This is a genomic window from Lysinibacillus sp. C5.1 (genome assembly GCF_016350185.1).
Classification (GTDB): domain Bacteria; phylum Bacillota; class Bacilli; order Bacillales_A; family Planococcaceae; genus Lysinibacillus; species Lysinibacillus sphaericus.
This window is the reverse complement of record NZ_CP066226.1, coordinates 2,959,140-2,977,231: the sequence shown is the minus strand read 5'-3', so window position 1 is coordinate 2,977,231 and position 18,092 is coordinate 2,959,140. Positions and strand designations below refer to the sequence as shown.

The 18,092-nt window shown below is 36.1% G+C and carries 20 protein-coding genes and 1 riboswitch; of the genes, 18 read left to right on the top strand and 2 right to left on the bottom strand.

Annotated features, from left to right (window positions below; translation table 11 throughout):
* Positions 1-111 precede the first annotated feature (111 nt).
* Positions 112-756 (top strand): MBL fold metallo-hydrolase, encoded by a 645-nt coding sequence (locus I5435_RS14500; protein ID WP_024361273.1) that lies wholly within the window; start codon positions 112-114, stop codon positions 754-756.
* An 80-nt stretch (positions 757-836) separates the two neighbouring features.
* Here the strand turns inward: I5435_RS14500 and I5435_RS14495 are convergent, their stop codons facing one another.
* Both I5435_RS14495 and I5435_RS14490 read right to left on the bottom strand, forming a co-directional pair.
* Complete coding sequence (locus tag I5435_RS14495; protein ID WP_024361272.1) at positions 837-1,079, bottom strand: DUF2626 family protein; 243 nt, start codon at positions 1,077-1,079, stop codon at positions 837-839.
* A 119-nt stretch (positions 1,080-1,198) separates the two neighbouring features.
* Complete coding sequence (locus I5435_RS14490) at positions 1,199-1,909, bottom strand: helix-turn-helix transcriptional regulator (RefSeq protein WP_337982505.1); 711 nt, start codon at positions 1,907-1,909, stop codon at positions 1,199-1,201.
* A 324-nt stretch (positions 1,910-2,233) separates the two neighbouring features.
* Here I5435_RS14490 and comGA point away from each other — a divergent pair, with 324 nt between their 5' ends.
* The 17 genes from comGA to I5435_RS14405 all read left to right on the top strand — a co-directional run bounded on the left by comGA (position 2,234) and on the right by I5435_RS14405 (position 18,090).
* A complete protein-coding gene (comGA, locus tag I5435_RS14485; RefSeq protein WP_024361270.1) occupies positions 2,234-3,256 on the top strand; it encodes a competence type IV pilus ATPase ComGA in 1,023 nt (340 codons plus the stop codon).
* Positions 3,231-4,313, top strand: a complete 1,083-nt coding sequence (gene comGB / locus I5435_RS14480) for a competence type IV pilus assembly protein ComGB (protein ID WP_337982504.1) — start codon at positions 3,231-3,233, stop codon at positions 4,311-4,313. Before comGA ends, comGB begins: the two co-directional genes overlap by 26 nt.
* 11 nt (positions 4,314-4,324) lie before the next feature.
* A complete protein-coding gene (gene comGC / locus I5435_RS14475) occupies positions 4,325-4,666 on the top strand; it encodes a competence type IV pilus major pilin ComGC (RefSeq protein ID WP_258842330.1) in 342 nt (113 codons plus the stop codon).
* The gene (comGD, locus tag I5435_RS14470) at positions 4,663-5,103 is read left to right on the top strand and encodes a competence type IV pilus minor pilin ComGD (protein ID WP_024361267.1); all 441 of its coding nucleotides are present in this window, start codon (positions 4,663-4,665) and stop codon (positions 5,101-5,103) included. The genes comGC and comGD overlap by 4 nt, the downstream gene beginning before the upstream one ends.
* On the top strand, positions 5,100-5,414 hold the full coding sequence (locus I5435_RS14465) for a type II secretion system protein (RefSeq protein WP_025219979.1): 315 nt from the start codon (positions 5,100-5,102) through the stop codon (positions 5,412-5,414). Before comGD ends, I5435_RS14465 begins: the two co-directional genes overlap by 4 nt.
* Complete coding sequence (comGF, locus tag I5435_RS14460; RefSeq protein ID WP_024361265.1) at positions 5,411-5,836, top strand: competence type IV pilus minor pilin ComGF; 426 nt, start codon at positions 5,411-5,413, stop codon at positions 5,834-5,836. The genes I5435_RS14465 and comGF overlap by 4 nt, the downstream gene beginning before the upstream one ends.
* Positions 5,837-6,030: 194 nt before the next feature.
* The gene (locus I5435_RS14455) at positions 6,031-6,546 is read left to right on the top strand and encodes a shikimate kinase (RefSeq protein ID WP_337982503.1); all 516 of its coding nucleotides are present in this window, start codon (positions 6,031-6,033) and stop codon (positions 6,544-6,546) included.
* Positions 6,547-6,691: 145 nt separating this feature from the next.
* Positions 6,692-6,784, top strand: a riboswitch (glycine riboswitch).
* Between the two features lie 238 nt (positions 6,785-7,022).
* The gene (gene gcvT, locus I5435_RS14450) at positions 7,023-8,126 is read left to right on the top strand and encodes a glycine cleavage system aminomethyltransferase GcvT (protein WP_337982502.1); all 1,104 of its coding nucleotides are present in this window, start codon (positions 7,023-7,025) and stop codon (positions 8,124-8,126) included.
* Between the two features lie 25 nt (positions 8,127-8,151).
* Positions 8,152-9,498, top strand: coding sequence for an aminomethyl-transferring glycine dehydrogenase subunit GcvPA (gene gcvPA / locus I5435_RS14445; RefSeq protein WP_024361261.1), 1,347 nt, complete (start codon positions 8,152-8,154; stop codon positions 9,496-9,498).
* Entirely contained in the window at positions 9,491-10,954 is a 1,464-nt protein-coding gene (gcvPB, locus tag I5435_RS14440) for an aminomethyl-transferring glycine dehydrogenase subunit GcvPB (protein WP_024361260.1), read from the top strand. Before gcvPA ends, gcvPB begins: the two co-directional genes overlap by 8 nt.
* A 254-nt stretch (positions 10,955-11,208) precedes the next feature.
* Positions 11,209-12,132: a serine/threonine protein kinase gene (locus I5435_RS14435; RefSeq protein ID WP_337982501.1), complete on the top strand. Its 924-nt coding sequence runs from the start codon at positions 11,209-11,211 to the stop codon at positions 12,130-12,132.
* 571 nt (positions 12,133-12,703) lie between these two features.
* The gene (locus I5435_RS14430; protein WP_024361258.1) at positions 12,704-14,872 is read left to right on the top strand and encodes a hypothetical protein; all 2,169 of its coding nucleotides are present in this window, start codon (positions 12,704-12,706) and stop codon (positions 14,870-14,872) included.
* A 242-nt stretch (positions 14,873-15,114) separates the two neighbouring features.
* Positions 15,115-15,540 (top strand): hypothetical protein, encoded by a 426-nt coding sequence (locus I5435_RS14425; protein ID WP_024361257.1) that lies wholly within the window; start codon positions 15,115-15,117, stop codon positions 15,538-15,540.
* A gap of 91 nt (positions 15,541-15,631) precedes the next feature.
* The gene (locus I5435_RS14420; RefSeq protein WP_024361256.1) at positions 15,632-16,063 is read left to right on the top strand and encodes a DnaJ domain-containing protein; all 432 of its coding nucleotides are present in this window, start codon (positions 15,632-15,634) and stop codon (positions 16,061-16,063) included.
* Positions 16,064-16,101: 38 nt separating this feature from the next.
* On the top strand, positions 16,102-16,671 hold the full coding sequence (locus I5435_RS14415) for an FHA domain-containing protein (protein WP_051147702.1): 570 nt from the start codon (positions 16,102-16,104) through the stop codon (positions 16,669-16,671).
* A gap of 45 nt (positions 16,672-16,716) precedes the next feature.
* The gene (locus I5435_RS14410) at positions 16,717-17,241 is read left to right on the top strand and encodes an FHA domain-containing protein (protein WP_024361254.1); all 525 of its coding nucleotides are present in this window, start codon (positions 16,717-16,719) and stop codon (positions 17,239-17,241) included.
* Between the two features lie 6 nt (positions 17,242-17,247).
* On the top strand, positions 17,248-18,090 hold the full coding sequence (locus I5435_RS14405) for a PP2C family protein-serine/threonine phosphatase (RefSeq protein ID WP_337982500.1): 843 nt from the start codon (positions 17,248-17,250) through the stop codon (positions 18,088-18,090).
* Positions 18,091-18,092 lie beyond the last annotated feature (2 nt).

Below are 18,092 nucleotides of genomic sequence, written 5' to 3'. Positions count from 1 at the left end.
TAATTGTAAACGTTCTACCTGTTTTTGTCGAGGACTAATATAGAGTAAAGTATGAACTTTTATCGTCAAATTGTGGCAAAGAATGTATAATATGAAGTTGAGGTGATAAAGATGATGAACGTACGAAGCTATTCCCTTGGACCAATCCAAACGAATTGTTATATCGTATCGAATAAAGAGAAAGAATGCTTAATATTTGATCCAGGCGAAGAAGCGACAAAAATTATAAAGGTAATTCGCAGCAATGGATTAAAGCCATTGGCCATTTTTTTAACACACGCCCATTTTGATCATATTGGTGCAGTGGATGAAGTCAGAGAAGCTTTTAATATTCCTGTGTGGATTCATGAAAAAGAGGTTAGCTGGCTAGATGACCCGATGAAAAATGGTTCTGGTAAATATGCTTCTTTACCAGATTATAAGGTTGCTGCTCCTGCTAAAGAACATATTATTAAAAAAGAGCAACTTTTTGAAATAAGTAATTTTGTATTTAATGCCGTATTTACTCCCGGCCATTCACCTGGTAGTATTTCATATATTTTTGAACAAGATGGTTTTGCCATCGTTGGAGATACATTATTCGAACAAAGTATAGGGCGTACAGATTTACTTGGAGGATCAACAAAACTATTACTTGCATCCATTCATGACAAACTCCTATCATTGCCTGAAGATACCATTGTTTACCCTGGTCATGGGAATTACACAACAATTGGTACAGAAATGGAAACGAATCCTTTCTTAAATGGCTTTTAATGGCGTTTTAAACGGCATGTGATAGCGATAGGTAATAAAAAAAGCGTGTCTCAAGATTTTGAGACACGCGATTTTTTGTATTAATGACCGCCACCAGGTACGTGAATGAATGTTGTATAGTACGTGAAGCCAGCGAAGAATACAGTTAAATATGCTCCGAAAATGTACATGTACATACGTTCTGAAAGGTTCAAGAAGCCTAATAATAAGAATAAACCTGTATTACCTACGAATAATAGCGATACCTCGTTCATACCACCAAGGTAGAACATAACTGCAAAAATACCTGTCCAGAATGCCATAACTTTATACATATTATCCATGAAGATTTCCCCTCCTTTTGCCCACGACACAATAATCTCTTACTTATTATAAATGATATGAAAGGTGTCTGTAAACTGGAACTTCTGCTTCTTTGTGACAAACAATTGGATTTTACAAATTAGCTATCGATTTCTGTCACGTTAATTTCATATTTGCATAAATCGCAGTTATGTACCATGCTTTCGATTTGGATAAATTCATTACTAGAAAATAATGCATTTAATTGTCCTTTTAAGTAAGATTCGTGTAAAGTACAAACGATGTCCGAGTGGGTATTAAGCTGCTCTTGGAATGGGCAATTAAAAATGGAGAACATAACTTTTTTCCCTTTTTCCGTTTGCTGTATTTGTGGAGTATAGCCAATTAATGCAGCATTGTCTGTTAATAGCTGAAGCTTTTGTTCGAAGGATAGCATGTTATTAAGTTTTAATTCAGCATTTACATAATTTCTCATTTGTTGATAGCCATCTTGATAACTAATTTCCTGACATTTAGTTAAAGCAGATGGTCCTAACTCTTGTACTAATTGGATCGTCCATTTTAATAAGCGCTCTTCATCACGTCTAGGGAATGTTAGTGAAACACCTTTTTCTGATGCCTTATAAACACGACCAGGTCGTCCACCTTTACCAGTTTTTGCGAAATCTGCTGTAATAATATTGATTTCTGAGAGCTTGGTTAAGTGAAGGCGTGCAACATTTGGATGAATGCTGAATTTATCAGCAATATTTTGTACTGTTACCGTTTTTTTCTCTCTTAAAATATACTCATAAATGGAGTACCTCGTTTCGTCGGCTAAAGTACTAGTAATTTTTAATGGATGGATCATTTACATCACCTCATTGTATTATTTGAAAAATTGCTGTTAATGAAAAGTTAGGAAAAAAATCATGCTGATTCTATTATATTGCATTATTGGAAAAGATACAGATTCTTTAGGCTTAAATATTATCTTTTTCATATGTTTTGTTCATAATTTGTGAAAATTTGTATGTTATCCACAATATTTTTAGAAAAATCTGCGTTTGCTAGTGAAATATCCATCAAATTTTTATTTTAGAAAAAGGGCTTTTCTCGTAACGTGTTCCTCTTTATACTAGGAAATAACGAATAGAGCGGTCATATTCGAATGAACTAGAAAGAAGGGGTAATTATGCAAACTTTTGAATCTGTTGTAGAACAAAAGAGTGAGCATCTTTTAGTGAAAGCCTATCATTTTGGTGCTTCGGATTTATTACTCATACCGCAAGAAAATCGGTATATAATCTATTTTCGAAAATATGATAAGTTACTGACAGCAGGAGAGCTCCCCACTGAACTCGCCGAGCGCATCGTGTCCTATTATAAATTTTTAGCAGCATTAGATATTAGTGAGCGGCGTAAACCACAAAGCGGCTCTTTTCAGAAAATAGTGGAGCAAAATCGTTTTGCTTTACGCGTTTCCACACTTCCTTCTGCTTATTTAAAAGAAAGCCTGATTATACGGCTTCTTCTTCAAAACCACGCATTTCCACTTACATCCTTAAGCTATTCCAAATGTGCAGCTGATAAGTTAACCAAGCTAGTAGACAATCAACAAGGCATTTTATTGTTTTGCGGGGCAACAGGTACTGGTAAAACAACGTCTTTGTACTCTTTAATACACCATTGTTCTAGCGAGCTTCAACGCCATGTTATTTCATTAGAAGATCCTGTAGAAAATAAACAAGTCAATCTTCTTCAAATTCAAGTAAATGAACGAGCGGGTATTACTTATGCGGCGGGCTTAAAAGCGATTTTGCGGCATTCGCCAGACGTGATTATGATCGGTGAAATACGCGATCAAGAAACAGCTAAAATTGCTATCGAAGCAGCTCTTACAGGTCATTTAGTGTTGTCTACTATTCACGCGAAGGATTCAGTAAGTTGTCTCTATCGGCTTTTAGATTTAGGGGTGTCACCAGAAGAGCTTCGTCAAACAGTAATTGCTATTGTGGCACAAATGTTATTACACCTTCCGCAACAGCAAGAGGAAAGACGAGCATTATTTGAAATACTATGTGATAGCCACCTTGATCATGCCATTCAAGCTTTGATACAAAAATCGCATTATGCAATGCCTTATCGTCTAACGTTGGCTGGTCAAAAAGAAGAAATTATGAGGCAACAATATGCTGCAGCTCAGAGCGTTTATTGACAAACTACAACTGGATTATAAAAGAACAACAAAATGGCGACTAAAAGAACAAGCACAATTTATTAGGCGTTTAAGTGTCTTAATACAGGAAGGCTATTTGTTTGCTCAAGCGGTGTCGATGCTGCTGCCACACCATGTGAAAAACTATGAGGAGGTTCAACAATTTGTAGATGAAGCACTTAAACAAGGAAAAGGTGTAATTGGCGTATTTGACACTTTACAATTAGCCAAGCATTATTTGGTAGCCATTTCAATTGCTGAACATAATGGACATATGGTTGAAGCATTAGGTGGTGTGGCCAAGCAAATGACGTTGAGCCAAGAGACTAAGAAAAAATTAATGAAGTTACTTTTGTATCCAGTAGTATTGATTGTATTTTTACTGTTGTTGTTCCTGTTATTTCGTACGTTTTTCTTTCCTAATATTGAAGCAATGGTGACAAGTCGCAACGATTATGGAACAGAGGAACAGTCGTCTATTGCCGTATCTAAATTATTATTACATGTTCCAGACGTATTTATCGTAATTCTTTTTGTTTTGACTTTAGGTAGCATCATTTTTCAGCGTATGCTAAAAAGGTTATCGGTTGCTAGACAGCTCCAAATAATGTTAAAAATACCTTTTGTGAATAGCTATTTTCGCTTAACCATGACAAAACAATTTGCTGCTTATTTGGGTAGCTTGCTGCACAGTGGTTTTTCCTTACAAGCAAGCTTGCAGATTTTAGAGCGACAACGGTACCAACCGAATGTACGCTTTTTAGCTAGTCGCATAAAGGAAAGGGTTACTTTTGGTGATACGTTAACACAGGCAGTTACTTTACTTCCAGTGTGGCAAAATGATTTCGCTACGTTTGTAGAGCATGGGGAGCAAAGCGGTTACTTAGGGAAGGAATTAGTATTGTATAGTGAATTATTGTTAGAAAAGCAAGAACTCCTGTTGCACAGATTGCTTACATTTGTACAACCAACGTTTTTTGTTTTTATTGCTTTATGTATTGTTGCGGCCTATGTCAGTTTATTGTTACCGATTTATCACATGATTGAACTTATATAGGAGGACCTATCATGAAACATATACAACAAGAAGCAGGATTTACTTTAATTGAAATGTTAATTGTTCTGTTGATTATTTCCATTTTAATCCTTATTACAATTCCTAATGTTACAAAACATTTTGCGACGATTGATGAAAAAGGATGTGCTGCATATATCTCGATGGTGCAAGGACAAGTTGAGGCTTATCGGGTAGATTTTATGGAGTATCCTTCATTAGACGATTTGGTGGCAAAGGGATATTTAAAAGAGCAGGGAACGACTTGCCCAAATAAGGAAAAGATCGTGATTACCACTAAAGGAGAAGTGCAATTAGCAAAACAATCCTCTACAGCAGAGGTTGATGGACAATGAATCACATTAAAAATGAACGAGGCTATACGCTACTTGAAATGGTCATGGTGTTATTTATAGTAATGTCATTAACTGCCATTGTAACAAAATTATCAGTGAAAGTAGCTGAAGCAAAAGAAGTGGAACGCTTTTTTATGCAAATGCAATTAGACCTTCACTATTTGCAAACGTATAGTATGCACCATAAGGATTATATATTTATAAAATTTGAGCCACACTTACAACGTTACAGTATTAAAAAAGATTTTTTTACAACAGAATATACTCGCCCCTTTCCAAAAGGGGTAGAACTATTGACAGAAGGGACAAACGTTTATACAGTGCGCTTTAACTTTATCGGTAATATGATGACGCCAGGGACACTTTATTTTCATACACCTCAAGGGCTTAAAAAAGTAGTCATAACGCTAGGGCGAGGGAGAATGAGGGTCGAATGAATGAAATGGGCTACTCCTTTGTTGAAACAATTGTTTCTGTTGTTATTGTAATGCTGTTATGCTCGACGTTAATTCCGATTAGCTACACAATGAAAACAACCCTCTATCATCAAAAGCTTGAAGTTGCCGCTGCCGAAACGGCTTATGAAGGGTTAAAGCAATATCGTTATTTCCAGCAAGTCGCAGGAGTAAAAACGATTGACGATGTAGATTATCATTGGCTATTTGATGGACAGAAAATATGTGTCACATTTCAAAATACAAGAGAACTACGTCAAAAGTGTATTGAATTAGCAGGTGAAATTCGATGAACAACAAAGGATATACTTTATTGGAAGCGCTGATTCAAATGGTCGTCTTTGTGCTCGTTTGCCATGTTTTCATCTTCATTATTCTGTGGGCTCTTACAATAAAAACTTCTATCATGACGGATGAACATTCAAAATGGGAGTTATTTGTTTTCGAAATGACTACTAATTTGGCCAATGCTACTTCCTTATCCGTAAGGCAAAATCAAAGAACGATCATGCTTCAAACAGCCAATACATGGCAGTATTTTGACTGCTATCACAATATGATTCGACAAAGAGTGAATGGTGGTCATGTCCCGATGCTTGTGGGTATAAACAATTGCCAGTTTCAATTGAGTGGCAATGAACTGACAATCGCTGTCGAATTTCCAAGCGGTTTAAAGAAGGAGCGGACCTATTTTGTACCAATTATTGAAAAATGACAGAGGGGCTGTTTTTTTAATCGCAATTGCATTATTATTTTTTGTAACTACTTTTGTTCTTACGTATTGCATGTCTTATGAGATTCAGTTTCGAACATATGATGGGTTAGAAAAGATGAATGTTCGAGCTACGATAAATTTATTAGGACAAATTTTGTCAGACAGTGTAGAATCGTAGTAAGAAGGTGATTCGAATGCGAAAAATATATTTAGTTGGCTTTATGGGCTGCGGGAAGAGTGCGTTAGGTAGACGGTTAAGCTATTTATTAAAATTACCCTACTATGATATGGATCATGAAATTGTCAGACAGCAGGGAATGACGATTCCACAAATTTTTGAGAAGTATGGAGAGGCTCGTTTTCGCGAAATAGAAACGGAATTTTTGAAAAATTTCCGCGACGAGGCATGTATTATCTCTACAGGTGGCGGTGTGGCTATAAATGGGGAAAACCGTAAAATTATGAGACGCAGTGGACTTGTATTCTTTTTAGATGCGACATTCGAAGATATTTATAAACGAATACAGCATGATCCAAATCGACCAATAGTACAAAGCTCAACCAAGGAAGAGTTAGAGGAGCTGTATCATTACAGAAGAAAGTATTATCGCGATGCAGGCCATATTCAAGTGCTGACAGAAGGTAGAACGATTCGGCATATTCTAGAGTATTTAGTATTTCAAGTAAAAAGATTAAAAAGCGAACGATGATTGATTTATATGACTGTAATATTCGTCTTTTGAGTTAAATTAAAAAATGTTTGCCTTTTCAATGCAATCAATGTTAGGATATAGACTAATAAGATAACTTTTTGTACATTGAATACTAAATAGTACCAAGATCATTCTTGGGCGGATGATTGTACGGGGAGAGCGCGTGTAGACGCCACCGAAGGAGCAAGTAGCAAAGGGCTATGAATCTCTCAGGTAAAAGGACTCGTACAAGACGCAACTCTGGAGAGAGCTGTAATACAACAGCCACCAAAGGGGAAAGCCTACTGATTGGCATTTTCGCAATGCGAGTTAGATTGGTGTAACTTTCAGGTGCAAGGACAGAGAATCCCGAAAAGGGGTTCGTCTGTCTTTTTTTATGTCTAGACATTGTTACGGCGTATGCGCTTGAAATGTCAAAAAAGCAGACGAACTACTACCAGTAAAATGATACAAACAATAAGGAGGCAATAGTAATGACGAATGAATTAAAACGTACACCTCTATTTGACGAATACGCAAAGTATGGTGGTAAAACAATTGACTTCGGTGGATGGGAATTGCCAGTACAATTTACTTCTATTAAAGAAGAACATGATGCAGTGCGTAATCGTGCAGGCTTATTTGATGTGTCTCATATGGGCGAAATTTTAGTAACGGGTCCAGATGCACTAGCGTTTTTACAAAATCTTTTGTCCAATGACATCGCTAAAATTGCTACTGGTCAAGCGCAATACAATGCAATGTGCTATGAAGATGGTGGCGTTGTCGATGATTTATTAACTTACAAACTTGCAGATAATCATTATTTACTATGTGTCAACGCAGCCAATATTGAAAAAGACTTTGATTGGATGATGGAAAATCAACATCAGTATGATGTCACAATCGACAATCAATCGGAAGCTTTTGCACAAATCGCTTTACAAGGACCACTTGCTGAAGAGCTTCTTCAATCATTAACGGCTACGGATTTAAGTGCGATTAAATATTTCCGCTTCCAAGAGGATGTTGACATTGCAGGACATACAGCGTTAGTATCTCGCAGTGGTTACACGGGTGAAGATGGTTTTGAGTTATACGGTGCTCCAGCGGATATTAAAGCTCTTTGGGATATTATTTTAGAGGCAGGAAAAGACAAAGGCGTTGTGCCAGCAGGCTTAGGTTGCCGTGATACATTGCGCTTTGAAGCGGGTCTGCCACTTTATGGGCAGGAACTTTCTGCTACAATTTCACCACTTGAAGCGGGCATTGGATTTGCTGTGAAATTAAATAAAGATGACTTCATTGGGCATGATGCGTTAGTAGCTCAAAAAGAGAATGGTTTAGCGCGTAAAATTGTCGGCATTGAAATGATTGATAAAGGGATTCCACGTCATGGTTACAAAGTGTTCAAGGATGGTCAAGAAATCGGTGAAGTGACAACAGGTACGCAGTTGCCTTCTTCAAAACGTAATGTTGGTAACGCCTTAATTGACAGCCAATTCGCAACTATCGGAACAGAATTGGAAATCGAAATTCGTGGTAAGCACTTAAAGGTAGTAACAGTTGAAACACCGTTTTACAAGCGTTCAAAATAAAATTTGAAAAGAGGGACCTACATTTATGAAACATCGTTATTTACCAATGACGGAGCAAGACAAACAAGACATGTTAGACGTAGTTGGTGTATCGTCAGTCGATGAGTTATTCGAGGATATTCCTGAAAAAGTACGTTTCAAAGGCCTTTATGATATTAAAGAAGCAAAATCAGAATCAGCACTTTTAAAAGAGTTATCAGCACTCGCTGCAAAAAATAAAGATACAAATGCGAACGTATCATTTTTAGGTGCAGGTGTCTACAATCACTATAAACCGATTATCGTGGACCATGTCATTTCTCGTTCAGAATTTTATACAGCTTATACTCCGTACCAACCTGAAATTTCACAAGGGGAATTACAAGCTATTTTTGAATTCCAAACAATGATTGCGGAGCTTACAGGCATGGATCTTGCCAACTCTTCTATGTATGACGGCGGAACAGCACTGGCAGAAGCAGGGATGCTAGCAGCAGGTCATACACGTCGTAAGAAAATTTTAGTATCTGAAACGGTTCACCCTGAATATCGTGATGTCGTTGCTACATATGCATACGGTCAATCAATCGACATCGTCACAATTCCTCATAAAGATGGTGTCACAGATGTAGAAGCTTTAAAAGAGCTGATTGATGAAAATACAGCGGCTGTTATTGCACAATATCCAAACTTCTTCGGTCAAGTAGAAGATTTACAAGTTATCGGAGATATTGCACATGATGCGAAAAGTTTATTTGTTGTATCATCTAACCCACTTGCACTAGGAATTTTAACACCACCAGGTAAGCTTGGTGCCGATATTTGCGTTGGCGATGCACAAGTATTTGGTATTGCGGAAAGCTTCGGCGGTCCACACTGTGGATTCTTCGCTGTCACAACAAAATTAATGCGTAAAGTGCCTGGTCGTCTTGTTGGGGAAACAGTAGATGGTGAAGGTCGTCGTGGTTATGTGCTAACACTACAAGCGCGTGAGCAGCATATTCGTCGCGACAAAGCAACATCGAATATTTGTTCAAACCAAGCGCTGTTAGCTCTAGCAGCATCTGTTGCTATGACTGCTTTAGGCAAGCAAGGCGTACGTGAAATGGCCATGCAAAATATTGCGAAAACACGCTACGCAAAAAATGCTTTTGAAGCGGCAGGCTTTACAGTGGCATTCCAAGGTGCACACTTTAACGAAATCGTTGTGAAAACTAATAAATGCGTGAAAGAAATCAACAAAGGCTTACTTGAAAAAGGCATTATCGGCGGTTATCCATTAGGTCAAACATACGATTCACTGAAGCAACACGTACTAATCGCCGTCACAGAATTACGCACGAAGGAAGAAATTGATGCACTTGTTGCAGAAATGGGGGCTCTCAATGCATAACGAAAATCAATCACTCATTTTTGAAATTACAAAAGAAGGTCGCGTAGGGTATAGCTTAGAAGCGTTAGATGTACCAGAAATCGATCTTGCGGATTTACTTCCTGCAAATTGTATTCGTGAAGAAGCGGCGGAGTTACCAGAAGTTTCTGAGCTTGATATTATGCGTCATTATACAGCACTATCTCGTCGTAACCACGGTGTAGACTCTGGTTTCTATCCACTTGGTTCATGTACGATGAAGTACAATCCAAAAATCAATGAGTCAGTGGCACGTCTATCTGGCTTTGCCAATGTACACCCATTACAAGATGAATCTACTGTTCAAGGTGCAATGGAACTTCTTTATGAACTGCAAACGTCTTTAGTCGAAATTACAGGGATGGATGAAGTCACATTACAACCAGCGGCAGGTGCGCATGGTGAATGGACAGCATTAATGATGATTCGTGCTTTCCATGAAGCAAACGGCGAAGGACATCGTAATAAAGTCATCGTTCCTGACTCTGCACACGGTACAAATCCAGCATCAGCAACAGTTGCAGGCTTTGAAACAATTACAGTTAAATCTGATGAAAACGGCTTAGTCGATATCGAGGATTTACGTAAAGTAGTAGGGCCAGACACAGCGGCATTAATGTTAACAAACCCAAATACACTAGGTTTATTTGAAGAAAATATTATCGAAATGGCAGAGCTTATTCATGAAGTTGGCGGGAAAGTATACTACGATGGCGCTAACTTAAATGCCGTAATGAGTAAAGCACGTCCTGGCGATATGGGCTTTGACTGTGTACATTTAAACTTACACAAAACATTTACAGGTCCACACGGTGGCGGTGGTCCAGGTTCAGGTCCAGTAGGCGTAAAGGCTGATTTAATCCCATTCCTACCAAAACCAGTACTTGTCAGAACAGAAGATGGCGCATACCACTTCGATTATGAGCGTCCACAATCTATCGGTCGCGTAAAACCTTACTATGGCAACTTCGGCATTAACGTACGTGCTTATACGTATATTCGTACGATGGGTCCTGATGGCTTAAAAGCTGTTACAGAATATGCTGTACTCAATGCAAACTATATGATGCGTCGCCTAGAGCCATTCTACGACCTACCATATAACCGTCATTGCAAGCATGAATTTGTATTATCTGGTCGTCGTCAAAAGAAACTGGGCGTTCGTACATTAGATATCGCAAAACGTCTGTTAGACTTCGGCTACCATCCACCAACAACGTACTTCCCACTCAATGTGGAAGAAGCGTTAATGATTGAGCCTACAGAAACAGAATCAAAAGAAACATTAGATGCTTTCTGCGACATTATGATTCAAATTGCCAAAGAAGCAGAAGAAAACCCATCGATCGTACAAGAAGCACCACATACAACAGTCGTATCTCGCCTAGACGAAACACGCGCTGCCCGTACACCAGTGCTTCGTTATCAAAAAGCATAAAAACAAAAACTGCTCGACTAGTATTGTAACTGGTCGGGCAGTTTTTTAGTGTAAAAGTGCGAATTGCTGGAAATCATTAGAATGACAATATCCTTCCTATTATTTCGTTTCGTAAAATAGAAAACAAAGCAGACATTTTCAATAAACACTGATATTATAGTTAGTTAATATAGTAATAAAATTGAATAAATACATTTAATTGTAATTAACTCTTGTCTTTTTATTAAAAATATAGTAAAGGATGGGCGGAAATAATGATTGCTATTCATTCGGAGTGTTGTTTATCAGTTCATACAACACTAAAAGATACATATATAATAAAAGAAATTCTATCCACAAGTAAATTGTCTATTGTATATCTTACCGAACAAGTGCAAACTGGCGAGCATCGGGTGATAAAGGAATTTTTCCCCAGTGAAATAGCTTTACGGGATTTAGATAATAAGACGATTATTTATCGCTCGCCATCTAAAAAACAACAGTTTGAGGAACTGAAGGACAATTTTATTCATGAAGCACAGATATTGGAACAAGTAAATCATAAAAATATTGTAGAATATGTGACACACTTTGAGGAGAATAATTCAGTCTATATTGTTATGACACTTCATAAAGGGACGCCAATGGATAAATATTTATTAGATTATCAATTAAATACTAGGGTTCAATTATTTGATACAATATTTCTTCCAATAATAGATGCACTTTGTTATTTACACAACAAAGGAATTATTCATCGAGATATAAAACCTAATAACATTATTATTGATAAGGAAGGCAGTCCTCGTTTACTCGACTTTGGCTCGGCAATTTACTATGAAACAACTATTAATCCTACTATATATACAACTGCAGGATATTCACCAATCGAGCAGTACTCAAGTCAATCTGAACAAGGAATCTATACAGATATTTTTAGCCTAGCTGCTACTATATACTATTCAATGACAAATATTGTGCCACTAGATATTTCGCAAAGAGTGATTGATGACCAGCTGGTGAATATAAGGAACTATAATAAAAATGTGAGTATAGTAATGGCGAAAATCATTAAGTGGTGCCTAATAGTCGAGCCCCAAAAACGGTGCTCCTCACTGAAATGGGTGGAAATAGCTATACTAATTGAGAAATTTAAACAAAAAATGCAAAATTACTTAGCGCGATATAATAATAAATAGCCACATGGGTATCAATTTTAATCCTTATTAATCATTTTATATTTACATAATTATAAATATAAAACAGCTTTTGGAATTTTTATAATGAATCCATAGGCTGTTTTTTTATTGATATATCAGCGTTTTTTTGCAATTTACTACGTCTAGATTGTGCTGTTTTTCTTTTGGTTAAAAATTACTAATAACAGTACATTAATAGAAAAATGTACCAATGCAAATATTGACAATAAAATAAGATATTGTATAGTTACTTTGTGATACAAATTGTTATTAGTGAAGGGTTCATTTAACAAAATTTTAGTGAAGCCATTTTACTCATCAGTGAAGTAGACAGTACATATTTTAAACATCAGGTACTATAGATTATCTATACCATATACGAATTTAAACTATGCTTGATGATGCATTAAAAATCTAAAATAAAAGGGATTCTAACGCCTAATTATTTACATAAAATAACTAAAAAGTTTTAAATAGGAATTTTTAAAGATTTTTAATGTGACTTCACTAATGACTATGCTTATTTAATCCATTATTAAGGGAGGGATGGCTGTACATTACAGCCGAAAAAATGGAGATTATTAATCAAACAAACAGAACGATGCTCTTTGAGGAAATTAATCCGGAAAAGTTAGATTTAATTACACTTGTTGGGGATGTTAAAGGAATTGATAGTCTAAGCGATGAGAAAATTAAAGAAATAAATCAATATCTACTTGTAAAAAGCTTCGATGAATTTTTAGATAAATTCTCTCCAACAGTTTATTCATTCTACAATGCTGCCAATCAAAAAGTAATGTATACGTTAAAAAAACCTGAAGGCATTCAAGACGATTGCATTTCTGAAATCGCAATTGATCAAAACAATGATTTTTTGAAAATGCTTTTCACCCTAATTGATACGAAACGAAGCCAAGGAATTACGAATGTAGATTTTAAATTTGAAAATCTATTAGACATGATTTCTCCTAAAAAAGTAATGGATGATATACGCCAAGTAAGAAAAGAAATTCATTACTTGTATGGTGAATATGACAAATTAGATGATGGTGATCCGAAGAAGCTAGACACTGGAGATAAGTTAAATCTTATGTTCGAGGTTGCCAGCAGAAACTATAACAATGTTATGGCCATGTTGCCATTAGCAATTGAAGATATAAAAACGAGACTTTTACTAGGTGCTAATCAGGAGGAAAATGAGTCCGAAAAGTTACAAATTGGAACACTTACTATTGGGGACACAGGTGAATTAAAAATTATTGAAGCACCTCAAACGAATTCATCAGAGCTGATGGTTATTGAAGAAAACAGTAATTATGGCTTAAGTACTGTTTTCGAAGAAGACTATGAAGCAATCACAGAATCTCCATCTTCTTATGTAAAAGATTTAGTCGTAAGAACATTTTCCCCTTTACCATCAGTGAAAGCGGATTTTGATGTTGAAACAGAAGTACAAAATTACAATACGTACCTAGAATTCTATAAGGATGCTAAGGATGAATTTGTAAAGACAGTAAAGCCATTAGTTGAAAAGCTACTGGGAGTCAAAATGTACTTTGACCAATATGCAACTAAAAATAAAGGGATGCAACCTTCGCTATTAGTTACAAATACAAAACTAGATATGCTTGTTAAAAGTAATAATTTGCCAAGATTGCGTACGTATTTAAATACTGTCAACTCGAAAAATGATTTTACGGATACAGTATGGTATGGAATCGTCCCATCACTTGAACTTGAAGCTTCTGGAAAGATGAAAGTGACTAGATCTCGATTTAAAGGAAATGAAAAAGTTGCAAAGCAGGAAGGCAACACGATGGAATCTTTATCTAGTCTTCTGGATACAGTCAAAGATTATAAAGTCCAAATATTCTTTAATTTTATGGCTGAAGAAGAGACAACGTTTAATGGTATCGCTACGGCAGGTATTGACCGTTTAATCGATAAATGTTCGGTGCTCGTTCGCAAAGATTATAGTGAATTTGCAATCCCTTGCTTGCCAAACTTTACTATAATTCCGAAAGATAAGTCTGGGGTTGTCATTGATACAAGAATGCAGACAACGGAGAATGGTGCACGACTATCAAAAGAAAAAGAAGATATTTTAAAACTTTGGATCGAGGGTGTATATGTAGGCGCAAGCTATGTAGCAGCAGGAATTGTGTCCGCTTATCAATGTCCAGAGTATTTAAAAGAATCATTTAGAAATGTGAAGAGAAATTATCCGGGGGTTCGTTTTGACATTGAAGCAGGTGACAACTCATTACGTGCTGTGACTACGATGGCAAAAGAAATTTCTGGATTTACAAATAATATTAAAGATGCGATTAATAGCAGAAGCTTTGGATTTGTATTCTCATCTGAAAATGCACAACTGCAGGATAAAGATATTAAACGTATTACAGTATATAAAGCTAGAAGCTTAGCGATGGAAGAAGATGGATTCGACTCAATCTACAAAACTCAAGTTAGTACGTATATTGAAAGAATTCTAAGATTCCAATCAGGTGACTTTAAGCATGAGAATATCGTTCGCTTCTTTAGTAATAATCCAAGTAGTCAAAAAAGCAAGTGGCTAAATGATAAAGGTCATGTAAACTCGATCATTCATGATGGAGATGATATTGGCTACATCATTGATGAGAAAACAAGCTTATGTCAAATCGACCTTGTATTTAACGGTAATGTTAAAAATCTTGAAGTCACGATTACTAAAGGGACAAGTGCTGTTAAAGCATAAAACCGAACATGAAGAAACTACGGACATCGATTGTTTAAATCGTATGTTTAAGATTTGTTATTTAAGCAAATCTTTTAACATAAATATGAATTTACTCAAATGACGGGCTTGATAAAATCCTTACATATTTCTCGTTACGTTCTTGCAAAACGATACGAGAAATGAAGTCAGCTAGAAATATGGTCAATTTTATCAAGCACGATTTAAAGAGTGAATTCAACAACTATTAGGAGGGAATAAGAATGGGTTTTGTATTAAAAGTAGAAGGTTCAGAGGCAATTGAATTAGGATTAGAGAGCATTATGACTGTCGAGTATGAAACAGATACACCGAATGACTCTAACGCTCGCTCAACGGATGTGGGTGCAACTTTAAAAGTAAAGGGTAAAATCCTAACAGCAACAGATGGTGATAATTCAGATGATACGATGAAATTAGGATTATGGTCATTAGTACCTGCTGAAAAGTCGGACTGTTACCGTAAAGTAACACTTGAAGTTATCTCAGCTGATCAAGTTGTACGAAAAATTCACTTCCCAAATGCGTTTGTTGTTGACTATACAGAAAGATATGGCGACACAGAAGGTATTGGTGAATTCTTCTTATTCATTAAGCAGAAGAAAGATAAAACAGATTTAGCGAAAATCGAAGGCGGCTATGCTGTTTAATGTAGAAGTTTGATAGAACACACTATTATCTAAGGGACTATATAGTTCCTTAGATAATTTTGAATAATCCTAATACAGGGGATGAAGAATAGTGAAAAATCATTATGAAACTTTAGGTGTCAGCAGACAAGCCACCCAAGATCAAATTAAGCTTGCATACAGAAAATTATCTAAAAAGCATCATCCTGACGTAAGTGGAGGCAATAAAGAGTCCGAAAAAATTTTTTTAGAAGTACAAGAAGCTTACAAAGTATTGAAAGATACGTCTACTAGAGAGGCCTACGATGCTCGCCTGAATGGGACGACAAAAAACAGTGATCATAGTTATGAACATTCGACAAAAACAAAAGCTCAAACAACTACCCATCAACAAGCATTTAATATGAATGATATTGAGAAAAATTTCGAACATTTTTTTGGATTTAATCCAAAAACGAAAGAAACATCATCCACACTGCATAAAACAGCAAAGAAGAACCCTTTAGATACAACTGATTTATTCGAACGATTTTTTAATAAATAAAACAAGTTTGCGAGGAGGAGAATGCTATCGTGAATAATATGAAAAATACTGTAGAAGTAAACACGTACAATGCAAATAGACAAATGATGATAAAAATTATCGATATTATCATCGTAATCATCGCCTTCTTTTTTATTTTATATGTATTTGTGATGAATCAGGACTTTCTGTTAAAAATTATTATTGGGTCGATGCTGGCAATAATTATCATTGCTTATGGATTAATTAAATACGAAGCAAAAGAGACAATGTATGAATATACAGATACAAATATTCAGAAAATTGTATTGCTCAATGAACGTGGGGCAGAAGTAGAAGAATGGTTGTTAAATGATAAAACCTCCATGTTGATTGGCAAAAGCTCTAGTGAACAAGAGGTAGATATTGATTTAACTGGCACGGAATATGAATCGCTTATCAATTATGAACATGCTGTTTTAAATTGTGTATCTGGTATGTGGTACATAGAAGACATAGACTCTGTAAATGGTGTCGGTATAAAAAAAGCACACAAACGTGTAAAAAGTAGTTTAAAACAGGAAAATCCTTATCGCTTAAATAGTGGCGATATTATATACATAGCAAATACACGAATTTTAGCAAAATAAAAAGTTGCTAGATTTGTTGCCAAGATGAAGATGGAGGTTAATGATATGAGTTTGATTAGATGTACAAATGGTCACATGTTTAGTTCAAGAAGACATAGAAATGTTTGTCCTTATTGTAATGTAACGGTTGAACAGGAGCCTAGAACTACTACAGCAACAGCGGTGGCAGAAGTAGATGATAAAACGATGCCCTATCTTGGAGAAATGGACGGGATTGACCCTGTAACAGGATGGTTAGTTTGTATTGAAGGGCCACCAATGGGACGTGACTATCGAATTTTGTCTGAGAAAAATTTCATTGGCCGAGCAGAAGATATGCATATACGAATAATCGGTGATAATAGCATTTCCAAACGTAATCATGCAGTTATAGTATACGATCCTAAAAAAAGAAATTTCTATCTTCTTCCAGGAGATGCATCTGGCTTGGCTTATTTAAATAATGAAGCAGTTTATACACCAACAGAGTTAGCGGCCTACGATGTTATTCAATTAGGAAGAAGTATGTTTTTATTTATTCCCCTATGTGGTGTTCACTTCGAATGGGAAAACAACCAAAGCGAGGAATGATGAGACATGGATCAGACACTACTATCTTACATAATTGTACTTAGTTTCATTGTCGTCATCATGACTTTGCTCATCCTACGCAAGATTCTTATGCGTAAAGGAGAGCACGGCAAGATAGAAATAGGAAATGGTCAAACTATTGGCAGACGAGCCGAACAAGATGATTATTTCTCTACAGTTGAAACAAAAGTTGGCACGATGGCAGTTCTTGCAGACGGCATTAGCGGATTAGCCAATGGCAGAATGGCAAGTACAATCGCAGTTACCACATTTATTCAAGAGTTTATGAAGCAAAAAAGTATAGCAAATATACAATCTTATTTTAAGGAAACGGCCTTAACAAGTAATCGCATGATTGTAGAAAATTTAAATGGTTCTAATGGGGGAACCACTTTAGTAGCTGCAGTAATTGATAAGGAAGGTTTCCTACATTGGGGAGCTGTTGGAGATAGTGTTATTACACTATTTCGAAATGGAGAATTTATAGCAATTAATCAAAAACATATTTTTGAATCTGTATTAAAAGAACGTTATATTTCAGGAGAAATTTCTCAACTAGAAGTTCAAGAAAACCCACTTAAAAAGAGACTTATTAATTATCTAGGATATGAGGGATTTAAAAATTTAGATACTGGAAATAAACCGATTCAGCTAAAAAGAGGGGATAAGGTCTGTCTATTTAGCGATGGCGTCTACGATACCTTAACAGAAGTAGAAATGGAAAGAATCCTTTCTCAGCACGCTCCTCCTTATGATATTGCTCAAAATATAATCAAAGTTGTCGAACAAAAACGCTTAAAAAATCAAGACAATGCAACCATTGTGATATTAGAGAAGACATGGGCTTAATG